The organism is Devosia sp. Root685 (genome assembly GCF_001427875.1).
GTDB lineage: Bacteria > Pseudomonadota > Alphaproteobacteria > Rhizobiales > Devosiaceae > Devosia.
The window spans coordinates 253,357-265,680 of the sequence record NZ_LMHK01000002.1; the positions used below are offsets into that span (position 1 = coordinate 253,357).

Below are 12,324 nucleotides of genomic sequence, written 5' to 3' on the forward strand. Positions count from 1 at the left end.
CAACGATGACCGCCCCGCGCGAACAGAAACGGCATTCCCTGATCCTCTGGGCCGGGCTTGTGCTTGTCGGTCTTCATATCGCGATTGCGCTGCTGACCTTCGTCTGGCTGCCCTATGACCCCACCGCCATGGCCGGTGGCCGCCTCGAAGGCCCGAGCCTCCTCCATTGGCTGGGCACCGATCGCCTCGGCCGCGATCTCCTCACCCAGATGATGATCGGCAGCCGCATTGCCCTGATCGTCGGCATCGGCGCTGTTGCCATCGGCGCGGCAATAGGGGTCACTCTCGGCCTCCTCGCCGCCTTTGCCAGCAAATGGCTCGATGACGCGCTGGCGGCAACGCTCGATATTCTCATTGCCTTCCCGACCCTCCTCATCGCCATGCTGGTGGTCGCGGCGAGTGACACGGCCAATCTCTGGTCGGCCATCATCGCGCTGGGCATCGCCCTCTCCGCCATCGTCGCCCGCCTCACCCGCATTCTCGCCAAGCGCGTGCTGGTGATGGATTACATCACTGCCGCCCGAACCTCGGGCAGTAGCTGGCCAAAGATCGTCGCCATCCACATCCTGCCCAATATCTGGCCGACCCTGTCGGTCAATTTCGCCCTGCAATTCGGCCTCGCCGTCATCGCCGAAGCCTCGCTCTCCTATCTCGGCCTCGGCGCCCCGCCGCCCAATGCCTCATGGGGCCGCGTGCTGCAGGAAGCGCAGGGCACGGTCTATACCGCCCCCCTCGGCGCCATCGCCCCCGGCATCGCACTGGTATCCCTCGCCATCGGCGTCAACCTCCTCGCCGACGGCCTGCGCGACACCATCGACCCGACAAGGCGCGCAAGATGACTGCCATCCTCACGCTCGAAAACCTCTCGGTTTCTGCCGGCAGCAAACTGCTGGTATCCAACCTCTCCCTCTCGCTCAACCGCGGCGAGCGGCTTGGCCTGATCGGGGAATCCGGCTCGGGCAAATCCCTGACCTCCCTCGCCGCCACCGGCCTCCTGCCAGCCGGGCTCACGGCGTCCGGTTCCGCCATTCTCGCCGGCACACAGGTCATCGGCGCCGCCGACCGCGAACTTAACCAGCTCCGCGGCACCGCCGTCGCCATCGTCTTCCAGGAGCCGCTGACCGCGCTCGACCCGCTGATGCGCGTCGGCAAGCAGGTCGCCGAACCCCTCGCCCGCCGTGCCCAGCGCGACGGCGCTCCGCTCTCCGGCCCAGCACTCGATAAAGCCGTTCTGGCGCTCCTCGATGAAGTCGCCCTGCCCGACCCCCAGCGCATCGCCAAATCCTATCCGCACGAGCTGTCCGGCGGCCAGCGCCAGCGCATCGCCATCGCCATGGCCCTCGCCTGCAAACCCGATCTCCTCATCGCCGACGAGCCCACCACTGCGCTCGATGTGACGACGCAGGCCGAAATCCTCAACCTCCTCGACCGCCTCGTGCGCGACCGCAATATGGCCCTTCTTTTCATCAGCCACGACCTGCCCGTCGTCGCCAACACCGTCGAGCGCGTCGTCGTGCTGCGCCAGGGCGAAACGGTCGAAGCCGGCAATGTCGCCGAAGTCTTCCGCAATCCCCGCCACGACTATACGAAAAGCCTCCTCACCGCCGCCCGTCGCCTCGACCATGCCATGGAGGGCCGCGCATGACCCTCGTCCGCGTCGATCACGTCAGTTTCGGCTACACCGCCAATCGCCGTATTCTCGACGATGTCTCGCTCGACATCGCCGCCGGCGACACCATCGGCCTTGTCGGCGAAAGCGGCTCCGGCAAAACCACGCTGCTGCGCCTGCTGCTCGGCCTCACCCGTCCCGATAGCGGCTCCATCACCTTCGATGGAAAACCGCTCGATCCCGGCAATGGCGCCTTCATGCGCACCTTCCGCCGACAGGCGCAGGTGGTCTTTCAAGATCCCTATTCCTCGCTCGACCCGCGCCAGACGATCCGATCGATCATCGCCGAGCCACTGCGCTCTCTCAAAATCCCCGGCGATCACGCAAAACAAGTTGGCGACGCCCTCGAAGCGGTCGGTCTCGAGCGCGATGTCGGCACCCGTTTCCCGCACCAGTTCTCCGGCGGCCAGCGCCAGCGCATCGCCATTGCCCGCGCCATCGTGCCCGGCCCGCGCCTGCTGCTCGCCGATGAGGCGGTCAGCGCGCTCGACCTGACGACCCGCATCCGCATTGTGGACCTCCTCGCGGGCCTGAGCAAAAGCATGAGCCTGCTGTTCGTCTCCCACGATATCGGCGTCGTCGCCGCGCTCTGCCGCCGCATCGTCATTCTCGAAAAAGGCCGCGTGGTCGAAACCGGCGATACGGCCAGTGTTCTCGCCAATCCCAAACATCCCTATACGCAGCGCCTGCTCGCCAGCGTGCCGCGGCTCTCGCTCAACGAGGTTTCATCATGACCGACTATCCAACCCAATATGCCGATTGGCAGCAGAAACGCCTTGCCGCTCTCAAGGCGCCCAATGGCTGGCTCAACATCATCGCCCGCGTCTGGCTCGCCGAAGGCACCGTCACCGTCGGCAGCGCCGCGGACAATGACATCATCCTCTCCTCCGGCCCGTCCTATGTGGGCAGCCTGACCCAGGACGCCGAAGGCCAAGTCACCTATACGCCCGCCGATGGTAGCGCGTCGCAGGTGCTGAAACTTTCAAAATACAGCCCCCCGCGCTTCACCGCCGGCAACCTGCTGCTTGAGGTCACCTCGCTCAATGGCGAAAACGCCCTGCGCGTCCGTGACACCACATCGGATGCACCCAACCAGTTGCAGCCGCTCGAATATTTCCCGCTCGACCCCACCTGGCGGATCACTGCCGATTGGGTCGCCTTCGAAGCACCCAAGGGCCTGACCATCAGCACGTCCAAGGCGATCGAGACTGAGGTCGAAGCCACTCACAAGGCCGTCTTCACCCGCGATGGCGTCACCTACGAACTGCTCGCCACCCATGGCACCGCGGACGCTCCCCAATTCGTCATCCGCGACCTGACCTCGAAGGATTCGACCTATGCCGCCTGCCGCTTCGTCTTCGGCGAAGACGTCACCGACAAAACCATCGTGCTCGACTTCAACAAGGCCCTCAACCCGCCCTGCGCCTTCACCGAGCACGCCGTCTGCCCGCTGCCGCCGGCCGAAAACGTGCTGCCGATCCGCATCGAAGCGGGCGAAAAGCGCCTCCACGACTGATCCTGTTTGAAAAACAGCAAAAGGCCCGGCAACGTCACCGCTGCCGGGCCTTTCGTTTTGAATTCGTCGCTATCGCCTGACGGCGCGGACCAGGGCAATGAGGATACAGGCGCCCAGAAGGCCCGCGATCAGATAACCGAGCCAGCCGCCGAACGAGATGCCGAGGATCCCGAAGAGGAAACTTGCTATCGCCGCGCCGACGATGCCGAGCACTACGTTGAGAAAAATCCCGGTATTGGTCTTCATGATGTTGGATGCAATCCAACCTGCCAGACCGCCGATAATGATGGCTGCAATCCAGCCGACACCTGCTTCGCCCATTTTGTGAACCCCACAATTGCAATGACGGCCCGACCCGAGCCGCCTTGCTAAACGCGGCTGGGGCAAAACGGTTGCGTATCTAAAAATCGAAGCTCCATTGGCCGCCGGTTTCGGTAAAGCGGCCCATGCTGGGCGCCGACCAGCCGCGTCCGATCGAGTAAAGCCGCACCCGGCAGGTCACGACGCTATTGGGGTGCTTGGCACAATCGGTCGCGTCGAGCTTCACGCGGTCTCTAACGATCACGACGCTCTGACTTTCGAGAATACGGGTATTGCCGAGCATGGCGTCGATTGCCTGCGTGGGCGTCGGCCCCCCGGCAATCAGCGGCGCTTCTCCGGAACTGCATCCTGCAAGCGCCAATGCACCGACAATAGCCAGCATACCAAGTGGCTGCATCATGGAACCCTCCTCGCCCCATACGCGAAGACCCTAACAAATAGAGGTAAACCCCACGTGTAGCAGTTCCATCGAATGCATCCGTACCAACTCGTATGGCCGCGGCTTGAATGCCCGTCCCAGCTTTGCTACACGCAAAACCAGACAATCTAAGTCATATAAGGAAAGCCCGTGTCAGGCAGTGCAACGACGCAGCGGACGCTGCGATTGGAAGGCATCGGGTTGAGTGTCGGCTATGGCGGCAGCACCGTGCTCGACAATGTCGATCTCGCGATTCCCACCGGCGAGATCACCATCCTCATCGGCCCCAATGGCTGCGGAAAATCCACGCTGCTCAAGGCCATGGCGCGCATCTTGACCCCAACCAGGGGCAGCGTGCTGCTCGACGGCAAGGATATCCACCGCCTCGACACCAAAAGCGTCGCCGCCCGGCTCGGCCTCTTGCCGCAAGGCCCGATTGCCCCCGAAGGGCTGACCGTGCGCGAACTCGTGGCCCAGGGCCGCTTTCCCCACCAGACCCTCTTGCGCCAATGGAGCCGCACCGACGAAGACGCGGTCAACGGCGCCATGGACATTGCCGGCATTACTGATTTTGCCGACCGCAGCGTCGATACGCTCTCGGGCGGCCAGCGCCAGCGCTGCTGGGTCGCCATGGTCTTGGCCCAGGAAACCGATCTCATCCTCCTTGATGAACCCACCACCTTCCTCGACCTCAAGGTGCAGGTCGATCTGATGGACCTCCTCGCCGGCCTCGCCCATCAGCGCGGCCGCACCCTGGTCATCGTCCTCCACGAACTCAGCCTCGCCGCCGCCTATGCCGACTATCTGGTGATGATGAAAGAGGGCCACATCGTCGCGACCGGCACCCCGGACGAGATTTTCACGGCCGGCCGGTTGAAAGAAGTCTTCGGCCTCGACGCAAAAGTGCTGCGCGATCCCGATAGCGGCCGCATGGTCTGCGTTCCCTCGGGCACCCGCATGCGCCGGGCCGCGCCAGTGACCGCCCAATGAGCGCCATTGCCGCCCCCCATGCCGGCACGCATCCCGTCCGCGCCTGGAGCGGTGTTCCCGTGCTGCTCGGCGTTCTACTTCTCGCCTTCCTGCTGCACATTGCCGTGGGCGCCAAGCAACTCTCCCTCGGCACCGTCATCGAGGCGCTGTTCAACTTCGATCAAACCGTTTTCGACCATGTCATCGTCCGCAACCTGCGCCTGCCCCGCGCCGTCCTTGCGGTGCTTGTGGGCGCCAGCCTCTCGCTCGCCGGCGCGCTCATGCAGGGCGTCACGCGAAACCCGCTGGCCGATCCAGCCCTTCTGGGCCTCACGTCCGGCGCCGCCTTCGCCGTGGTGATCGCCACCAGCGTTCTGGGCCTTTCCAGCATGGTCTTCATCCCCTGGATCGCCATGCTCGGTGCGCTCGGCGCTGCGCTCATCGTCTACCTCATTGCCCGCCTCGTGCCCGGCGGCGCAACCCCGCTCAGCCTCACCCTCTCCGGCGCTGCCATCTCGGCCTTTCTCAGCGCCGTCATTTCCGTCGTGCACCTGCTTGATCAGGACACTTTTGAGAATTTGCGCGTCTGGCTGACCGGCGGCCTTGCTGGACGCGACATTACCCTCTTGCTCTATGTCGGCCCGCCGATCGCGCTGGCCCTCATCGGCGGCGTGCTACTCGCCCCCCGCGTCACCGTCCTCGCCATGGGCGATGAAGTGGCCCAGGGCCTCGGCGTAAAAACCGGCGCATTGAAGATACAGCTGCTCGCTGTGGTCGTCGTCCTGACCGCCTGCTCGGTGGCCCTTGCCGGCCCGCTCGGCTTCATCGGCCTCGTCATTCCCCATATCGTCCGGCTCTATGTCGGCTCCGATTATCGCTGGATCGTGCCCTATGCGGCGCTGGCCGGCGCCATCTATCTCCTCGGCGTCGATACCATCGCCCGCATCGCCATCCCGCCGCGCGAAATTTCCACCGGCATCATCACCGCCATGATCGGCGCGCCGCTCTTCGTCCAGCTCGTCCGTCGGAGGACCCGCTGATGTCCGCTCCCGCAAGTCACTGGGTGCTTCGCAGCAGGTCCGAACGCATCGCCCTGCGCTTGCCCATCCGCGCACTCGTCGCTCTGGCCCTCCTCACGCTAGTCCTGCTCGTCACCTGTTGCGTCAGCCTCGCCACCGGCACCTATGGCATCGGCCTCAACGAGGTCATCGACACCCTGCGCGGCCTCAGCATCAGCCGCGCCATCGACAATGTCGTTTGGGAATTCCGTTTCCCCCGCACCCTCGCCGCAGCACTTGTCGGCGCCATGATGGCCCTCTCCGGTGCCGCCCTCCAGAACACCACCCGCAACGGCCTAGCCGATCCCTCGCTCGTCGGCGTCAGCCAGGGCGCCGCGCTCGCTGTCGTCTCGCTCACCGTGGTCTTCCCCGACGTCTCCGGCGCCCTGCGTCCCTGGGCCGCCTTTGCCGGCGCCATTCTCGTTGCTCTCGCCATCCAGGGCCTGTCCCACACCCGCCAGGGCGGCAGCGCCATTCGCTTCATTCTCATGGGCATCGGTCTTTCGACCTTCATTTCGTCGATCACCTCCGCCCTGATGACCTATGGCGATATCGACCGCGCCATGGCCGCCCTGTCCTGGCTCGCCGGCTCGATCAATGCAGCAAGCTGGAGCGATGTCTGGACGCTGGGCATCTGGAGCGCCGTGCTGCTGCCCGCGCTCCTTGCCATCAGCCGCAGTGCCTCGGCCACCCGCATGGGCGAAGCATCGGCCATCAGCCTCGGCGTCCGCACCCGTCTGATCCGCAACCTCCAACTCGCCATCGCCGTCGCCCTCGCCGCCATAGCGACCTCCGTCGTCGGCCCGCTGGGTTTTGTCGGCCTCATCGCGCCGCATGCCGCACGCCGTATCGCCCCCGCCGGCATCGGACTCCATCTTGTCATCACCGCCATGGTGGGCGCCGTGCTGGTCTCGCTGGCCGACCTTATCGGCCGCGCCGCCTTTGCCCCCATTCAAATTCCCGCCGGCCTGCTCACCGCGCTCATCGGCGTACCACTTTTCATCGTGCTCATGGTGCGCAGCCGGTCCGCCGCTTCGCATTGACCCTGGAGGATTTCATGTCGCGTTTTCTCTTCCGCTCCACCCTCGCAGCCCTGGCCCTGAGCCTCATCGCCCCCGCCCTCGCGCAGGAAACCCGCTCCGTCACCGCGGCCAATGGCACCTTCGACATTCCCGTCGCCCCCCAGCGCATCGTCGCACTCAATGACCAGATCGTCGCGCTGCCGCTTTATGAGCTCGGCGCCGCCCTGGTCGGCAGCGCGGGCCGCGTCGATGCGGATGGCAAGACCTTCCTCCGCGGCGGCATGGATACGCTCGGGATCGACTATTCGAACACCGACATCGAATATGTCGGCCAGTTCAATGCCCTCGACCTCGAAGCCATCGCCGCGCTGCAGCCCGATCTCATCATCGGCGGCACTTACACCGACCCGGCCGTCGTCGATCAGCTGCAAGCCATCGCGCCGACCCTGGTGATCGACAATGGCACGCTCGGGCTCATCGAAACCCTGCGCACGCTCGCCGATGTCAGCGGACAGGCCGGCAATTTCGAAGCCCGCTACCAGCGCTATCTCGGCAATGTCGAACGCACCAAATCCTATATCGGGGACACCTCGGCCATCTCCGTGACCACGACCTTCATGTTCCCGGCCGGCGAGGAACTCTGGGTCTATCGCTCCAATCTCGGCGCCATCGCGCAGGTGCTCTCCGATCTCGGTTTCGCCCAGCCCGCCGCCGTCGCCGCGCTCGAAGATCCCCAGGCGCCCTGGAGCGCCGAGCTGATCCAGGAGCTCGATGCCGATTTCATCTTCGGCTTCTATCGCCAGCAGCCCGACGCCACGCCTGAAGCCATCCGCGCCGCCTATGAAAAGTTCGCCCCCGGCTGGTGCCAGGCCCTGACCGCCTGTCAGAAGGACCAGATGGTCCTCCTGCCCGGCCCCACCTTCGGCAGCACCATGGCCGGCCTCGATCTGGCGCTCGATCTCGTCGAAACCCACATTGCCGGCCGTCCCTTCATCCCCTTTAAAGAAGCCAAGTAATGGGTAAGCACGTCTTCTGCACCGACCTCTGCCTCGAACGCGGCGAGCCCCTGGCCGGCACCGGCGACGCGCCCAAGCGCGTCCTCATGCTCGCCTGGCCCCGCGGCAAATGGCGCACGCCACGCTGGGAATCGATCGACATGTCGCCCGCACTTTCAGAGGCTCTGCACGAGGCCGCCCACGCAAAACTCCATGTGGCGCTGGTCGATAAGGTCGAGGCCGAAGGCAGGCTGCCGACGCTCCACGCCCTGCCGGAAAACGTCTATGCCGACTTTTCCGACGAGGCCGAGCTGATCACAGCCATTCGCGACTATGTCGACGGCAAGCTCTTCGCCGGCACACCCGACACGCGCCCCACCATCATCTGCTGCACCGACAGCCGGCGCGACGCCTGTTGCGCCCGCCATGGCTTTTCGACCTATAAGGCGCTGGTGAAGATCGCGGACCCGGAAGAGTTCAACATCGTCCAGGCCACCCATATCGGCGGCTGCCGCTTCGCCGCCTCCCTGGTCGTTATGCCGCAACGCCAGCGCTATGGCCGCATGACCGCCGAACACGCCGAAGCTTTCCTCGACGCCATCGGCAAGAACGAGGTCTATCTCCCCGCCTATAAGGGCCGCTCCGACGAGGCCGAACCCGCTCAGGTGGCCGAACTCGCCGCCCTTAAATGGGCCGTCGAAAACGGGCTGGGCACATCAGCTGTCTCGCTCGACGGCGCCATCCCCGAAGACGCCCACGAGGGCGACCTGCTGACGCTCGAAGCCGAGCTACACGGCGCCCGCCTCTCCATTCGCATGCATGCCCAGGATTTCATGGTCCAGGGCAATTGCGGCGTCGTCGCCGAAGGCGGCGGCGAGATGACCCTGCGCTGGTGCGTCGACGAGGTCATCGCCCACCCCAAAACAGCAGCGCACTGACCGTCGAATACGGGCCCACCCGAAGCGATCCCGGAGACCACCAATGACTATCCTCCCCCGCCACGCCGCACTGATCGCAGCCGCCGGCATTGCCCTGCTGCTTGCGGCCCCGGTCTTTGCGCAGGAAACCCGCGCCTACACCGACGATGCCGGCCGCACCGTCGAAGTGCCCGTCGCGCCAAAGCGTATCGTCACCCTCCACGATAGCTCCCTCACCGTGCCGCTGGTCGAACTCGGCATCATCCCGGTAGGGGCCTTCGGCCGCAACGGCGAGGCCGGCCCCTTCATGCGCGGCGCGGCAACGCTGACCGGCGTGACCTTTGAAAACTCTGACATCGTCAATGTCGGCGCCTCCCCCGCCGATATCGAAGCGATCGCCGCCCTTGAACCGGACCTCATCATCACCTCGAGCTTCCAGGAAGCACCGATAGAACAGCTCGAAGTCATTGCCCCAACCGTCTTCGTCGAAGACAATGTGCGCGGCGAACTGGCGACCTTCGAGGACATCGCCGAACTGACCAACACCCAGGACAAGCTGGCCATTCTCAAGTCGCGCTACCAAGCCCAAATTGATCAGCTGAAGGCCGTCCTCGGCGGTCGCAACATCTCCGCCTCGATCATCCTGACCCAGGAAGGCCAGATTGCTGCCTGGCACACCTATGGCGTCATCGGCAAAGTCCTGCGCGATGCCGGCTTCACCTTCCCCGCCATCATCGATGGCCTCGAAGGCACCGAGCGCACCTTCTTTTCCGGCGAGGAACTCCCCGCCTTCGACGCCGATTTCATGTTCCTCACCTATGACCCCTCGCGCGGCCAGAGCCCGCAGGACGCCATCGCCGATATCGAAACGGTCACCCCCAGCTTCTGCCAGTTCCTAACCGCCTGCGCCGGCGAACGCTTCGTGCTCGTGCCGCGCGAAGACGCAGTCGCCCGCTCCTACACCGCCGCCGGCATGATGGCTTCCGCCGTCCTCGCCGCCATTTCCGGCCGCGATCTAGACGCGCTGGCGGAATAACCGAAACCGGAAACCGCATCATGTTCAAGCAATTCATCGCTGCTGGCATTCTGATTGCCGCCGGCCTCACCTCCAGCCTCGCCCAAGAGACCCTCAGTTTTACCGACGACTCCGGCCGCACAGTGGAAATTCCCACCAAGCCGCTGCGCATCGTCTCGCTGCAGGACCTTGCCATCACCGTGCCCTTGCTCGAATTGGGCGTGACGCCCGTCGGCAGCCACGGCCGCACCACGGCCGAAGGTCAGCCCTTCATCCGGTCCAGCGGCGTATTGACCGGCATCGACTTTGACAATTCCGACATCGCGTTCGTCGGCAATCTTCCCGCCGATGTGGAAGCCGTAGCCGCTCTCGAACCGGACCTGATCCTGACCACCCCATGGCAGACCGCGCCGGTCGAGCAACTCGCCACCGTCGCTCCCACGGTTGTTCTTGATGACAGCCAGCGCGGCGATCTCGCCATGCACGATATCCTGGCCGAACTGACGGGCACCGAAGACCGCCTCAACATCCTCAAGGCGCGCTATCAGGGCCAGGTCGAGCAGATCAAGCGCCTGATCGACACGCAGAACATCTCGGTCAACGTCATCCAGGGCGTCAACGGCCAGGTCGCCGTCTGGCACACCTATGGCGCGCTCGGCAAAGTGCTGCGCGATGCCGGCTTCACCTTCCCCGATCGCGTCAACGCCATCAGTGGCGGCGACCCCGAACGCCTGAGCGGCGAAGCCTTCCCCGAACTCGATGCCGATTTCGTCTTTGCCACCTATCGCACCGACACGCTCGAAACCCCGGCCGACGCGAAGAAATTCCTCGAAGAAGTGCTGCCCAACTTCTGCGACTATCTCCACGCCTGCCGTCAAAACCAGTTCATCATTATCCCGCGCGAAGAAGCCTCGGCCTCGTCCTATTATGGCCTCGGCGTCTTGAGCTACATGATCATCTCGCAGATCTCGGGCCGCGATTTCGTGCCCATGCCGCGCTGATATTGCTGGGATCCCCGCCAAAGCGGGGATCATCGCTTCAAGACTGGAATTCCGGCTTTCGCAGAACTGACAGCGTGATAAGAAGGGTCCGCTTCCGTTCCATACATGTCATTCGAGATGCCGCGATGAGCAATTCCATTTTCGCTGAGATCGTTGCCGCCGTCGGCGCCATGGCTGTGGCGCTCCGCCATGGCGGCGAAAACAAGTCCCCGGTCTACGGCTCCAAGCCCGATATTCCCGCGCCCAAGGCGCAGGGCAGCATTCCGACGCTAAAAATGCCGACGGCCAAGGGCTGGGAAGGCAATCACAAGCCAACCGCCGCCGCAGGCCTCAAGGTCAATGCCTTCGCCGCCGGCCTCGACCATCCGCGCCAGGTCTATGTCCTGCCCAATGGCGACGTTCTCGTTGCCGAATCCATGGGTGAATCGGGCAAACCCAACTCGCTCTTTGACCACGCCATGTCGGTCACCATGCAGCGCGCCCGCGCCTCGGGCACCAGCCCCAACCGCGTGACCCTGCTGCGCGACGCCGATGGCGATGGCGTCGCCGAAATCCGCCACGCCTATATCGAAAATGTCCGCCAGCCTTATGGTATGGTGCTCATCGGCTCGACACTCTATGTCGGCGCCAGCGATGCCCTGCTGGCCTACCCCTATGATCCCGCGGCCACCAAGATCACCGCGCCCGGCCAGAAGCTGATGGATCTCGTCCCCGGCGGCCACTGGACGCGCAACTTGATCGCCAGCAAGGACGGCACGAAAATCTATGTCGCCGTCGGTTCGCTGACCAATATCGGCGATGCCGGCATGGCGGCCGAAGAAAACCGCGCCTGCATCCACGAATATGACATCGCCACCGGCACGTCGCGCATCTATGGCGCCGGCCTCCGCAATGCCGTGGGCATGGCCTGGGAGCCGAGCACCGATGTGCTCTGGACCGTCGTCAACGAGCGCGACGGCCTCGGCGACGAAACCCCGCCCGACTACCTGACCTCGGTTCGCGATGGCGGCTTTTACGGCTGGCCCTATTCCTATTGGGGCGTCGTAGATGATCGCGTGCCCCAGAGCGCCGCGCATCCGGCCTCCGGCCAGGATCACCCCGACTTCGCCCTCGGCGGCCACACCGCCTCGCTCGGCCTCTCCTGGGTCCCCGAAGGCACCCTGCCCGGCTTCCCCGCCGGCATGGCCATTGGCCAGCACGGCTCATGGAACCGCAGCAAGCTAAGCGGCTACAAGCTCACCTTCGTTGCCTTCGAAAACGGCAAACCCACCGGCCTGCCGCGCGACATCCTCACGGATTTCCTCTCCGCCGACGAAAAATACTCCTTTGGCCGCCCCGTGGGCGTCGCCGTCGCCGCCGACAAGGCCCTCTTGATGGCTGACGACGTTGGCGACGTGATCTGGCGCGTGACGGGCGCCTGAGA

General features: G+C 64.7%; 14 protein-coding genes. 12 read left to right on the plus strand and 2 right to left on the minus strand.

What is annotated here, in order from left to right:
• Positions 1–5 precede the first annotated feature (5 nt).
• From ASD83_RS09940 to ASD83_RS09955, 4 genes are read left to right on the plus strand one after another with little or no spacing between them, the layout of a single operon-like run.
• Complete coding sequence (locus tag ASD83_RS09940) at positions 6–839, plus strand: ABC transporter permease (RefSeq protein ID WP_244489193.1); 834 nt, start codon at positions 6–8, stop codon at positions 837–839.
• Positions 836–1,645, plus strand: coding sequence for an ATP-binding cassette domain-containing protein (locus ASD83_RS09945; RefSeq protein WP_056310446.1), 810 nt, complete (start codon positions 836–838; stop codon positions 1,643–1,645). Before ASD83_RS09940 ends, ASD83_RS09945 begins: the two co-directional genes overlap by 4 nt.
• Positions 1,642–2,403, plus strand: a complete 762-nt coding sequence (locus ASD83_RS09950; protein WP_056310447.1) for an ABC transporter ATP-binding protein — start codon at positions 1,642–1,644, stop codon at positions 2,401–2,403. Before ASD83_RS09945 ends, ASD83_RS09950 begins: the two co-directional genes overlap by 4 nt.
• Positions 2,400–3,185, plus strand: a complete 786-nt coding sequence (locus tag ASD83_RS09955) for a DUF1684 domain-containing protein (RefSeq protein ID WP_056310449.1) — start codon at positions 2,400–2,402, stop codon at positions 3,183–3,185. Before ASD83_RS09950 ends, ASD83_RS09955 begins: the two co-directional genes overlap by 4 nt.
• A 69-nt stretch (positions 3,186–3,254) precedes the next feature.
• Here the strand turns inward: ASD83_RS09955 and ASD83_RS09960 are convergent, their stop codons facing one another.
• A complete protein-coding gene (locus ASD83_RS09960; protein ID WP_056310451.1) occupies positions 3,255–3,506 on the minus strand; it encodes a GlsB/YeaQ/YmgE family stress response membrane protein in 252 nt (83 codons plus the stop codon).
• 79 nt (positions 3,507–3,585) lie between these two features.
• Complete coding sequence (locus ASD83_RS09965) at positions 3,586–3,906, minus strand: hypothetical protein (RefSeq protein WP_056310453.1); 321 nt, start codon at positions 3,904–3,906, stop codon at positions 3,586–3,588.
• A gap of 168 nt (positions 3,907–4,074) precedes the next feature.
• Here ASD83_RS09965 and ASD83_RS09970 point away from each other — a divergent pair, with 168 nt between their 5' ends.
• The 8 genes from ASD83_RS09970 (at position 4,075) to ASD83_RS10005 (ending at position 12,322) form a co-directional block, all read left to right on the plus strand.
• Positions 4,075–4,914 (plus strand): ABC transporter ATP-binding protein, encoded by an 840-nt coding sequence (locus ASD83_RS09970; protein WP_244489136.1) that lies wholly within the window; start codon positions 4,075–4,077, stop codon positions 4,912–4,914.
• The gene (locus tag ASD83_RS09975; protein ID WP_056310457.1) at positions 4,911–5,933 is read left to right on the plus strand and encodes a FecCD family ABC transporter permease; all 1,023 of its coding nucleotides are present in this window, start codon (positions 4,911–4,913) and stop codon (positions 5,931–5,933) included. The genes ASD83_RS09970 and ASD83_RS09975 overlap by 4 nt, the downstream gene beginning before the upstream one ends.
• Positions 5,933–6,994 carry a FecCD family ABC transporter permease gene (locus ASD83_RS09980; RefSeq protein WP_056310459.1) on the plus strand — a complete coding sequence of 354 codons (1,062 nt, stop codon included), beginning with the start codon at positions 5,933–5,935 and terminating at the stop codon, positions 6,992–6,994. Before ASD83_RS09975 ends, ASD83_RS09980 begins: the two co-directional genes overlap by 1 nt.
• A 14-nt stretch (positions 6,995–7,008) precedes the next feature.
• Positions 7,009–7,989 (plus strand): ABC transporter substrate-binding protein, encoded by a 981-nt coding sequence (locus ASD83_RS09985; protein WP_056310462.1) that lies wholly within the window; start codon positions 7,009–7,011, stop codon positions 7,987–7,989.
• Positions 7,989–8,906 carry a sucrase ferredoxin gene (locus ASD83_RS09990; protein WP_056310463.1) on the plus strand — a complete coding sequence of 306 codons (918 nt, stop codon included), beginning with the start codon at positions 7,989–7,991 and terminating at the stop codon, positions 8,904–8,906. Before ASD83_RS09985 ends, ASD83_RS09990 begins: the two co-directional genes overlap by 1 nt.
• A 43-nt stretch (positions 8,907–8,949) precedes the next feature.
• Complete coding sequence (locus tag ASD83_RS09995; RefSeq protein ID WP_056310465.1) at positions 8,950–9,921, plus strand: ABC transporter substrate-binding protein; 972 nt, start codon at positions 8,950–8,952, stop codon at positions 9,919–9,921.
• A gap of 20 nt (positions 9,922–9,941) precedes the next feature.
• Positions 9,942–10,901, plus strand: a complete 960-nt coding sequence (locus ASD83_RS10000) for an ABC transporter substrate-binding protein (RefSeq protein ID WP_056310467.1) — start codon at positions 9,942–9,944, stop codon at positions 10,899–10,901.
• 125 nt (positions 10,902–11,026) lie between these two features.
• Complete coding sequence (locus ASD83_RS10005; RefSeq protein ID WP_056310470.1) at positions 11,027–12,322, plus strand: PQQ-dependent sugar dehydrogenase; 1,296 nt, start codon at positions 11,027–11,029, stop codon at positions 12,320–12,322.
• Positions 12,323–12,324 lie beyond the last annotated feature (2 nt).

Bases quoted from the DNA above. Each gene is read 5' to 3' on its own strand.
- ASD83_RS09940 (WP_244489193.1), top strand. From the start codon at position 6: ATGACCGCCCCGCGCGAACAGAAACGGCATTCCCTGATCCTCTGGGCC.
- ASD83_RS09945 (WP_056310446.1), top strand. From the start codon at position 836: ATGACTGCCATCCTCACGCTCGAAAACCTCTCGGTTTCTGCCGGCAGC.
- ASD83_RS09950 (WP_056310447.1), top strand. From the start codon at position 1,642: ATGACCCTCGTCCGCGTCGATCACGTCAGTTTCGGCTACACCGCCAAT.
- ASD83_RS09955 (WP_056310449.1), top strand. From the start codon at position 2,400: ATGACCGACTATCCAACCCAATATGCCGATTGGCAGCAGAAACGCCTT.
- ASD83_RS09960 (WP_056310451.1), bottom strand. From the start codon at position 3,506: ATGGGCGAAGCAGGTGTCGGCTGGATTGCAGCCATCATTATCGGCGGT.
- ASD83_RS09965 (WP_056310453.1), bottom strand. From the start codon at position 3,906: ATGATGCAGCCACTTGGTATGCTGGCTATTGTCGGTGCATTGGCGCTT.
- ASD83_RS09975 (WP_056310457.1), top strand. From the start codon at position 4,911: ATGAGCGCCATTGCCGCCCCCCATGCCGGCACGCATCCCGTCCGCGCC.
- ASD83_RS09980 (WP_056310459.1), top strand. From the start codon at position 5,933: ATGTCCGCTCCCGCAAGTCACTGGGTGCTTCGCAGCAGGTCCGAACGC.
- ASD83_RS09985 (WP_056310462.1), top strand. From the start codon at position 7,009: ATGTCGCGTTTTCTCTTCCGCTCCACCCTCGCAGCCCTGGCCCTGAGC.
- ASD83_RS09990 (WP_056310463.1), top strand. From the start codon at position 7,989: ATGGGTAAGCACGTCTTCTGCACCGACCTCTGCCTCGAACGCGGCGAG.
- ASD83_RS09995 (WP_056310465.1), top strand. From the start codon at position 8,950: ATGACTATCCTCCCCCGCCACGCCGCACTGATCGCAGCCGCCGGCATT.
- ASD83_RS10000 (WP_056310467.1), top strand. From the start codon at position 9,942: ATGTTCAAGCAATTCATCGCTGCTGGCATTCTGATTGCCGCCGGCCTC.
- ASD83_RS10005 (WP_056310470.1), top strand. From the start codon at position 11,027: ATGAGCAATTCCATTTTCGCTGAGATCGTTGCCGCCGTCGGCGCCATG.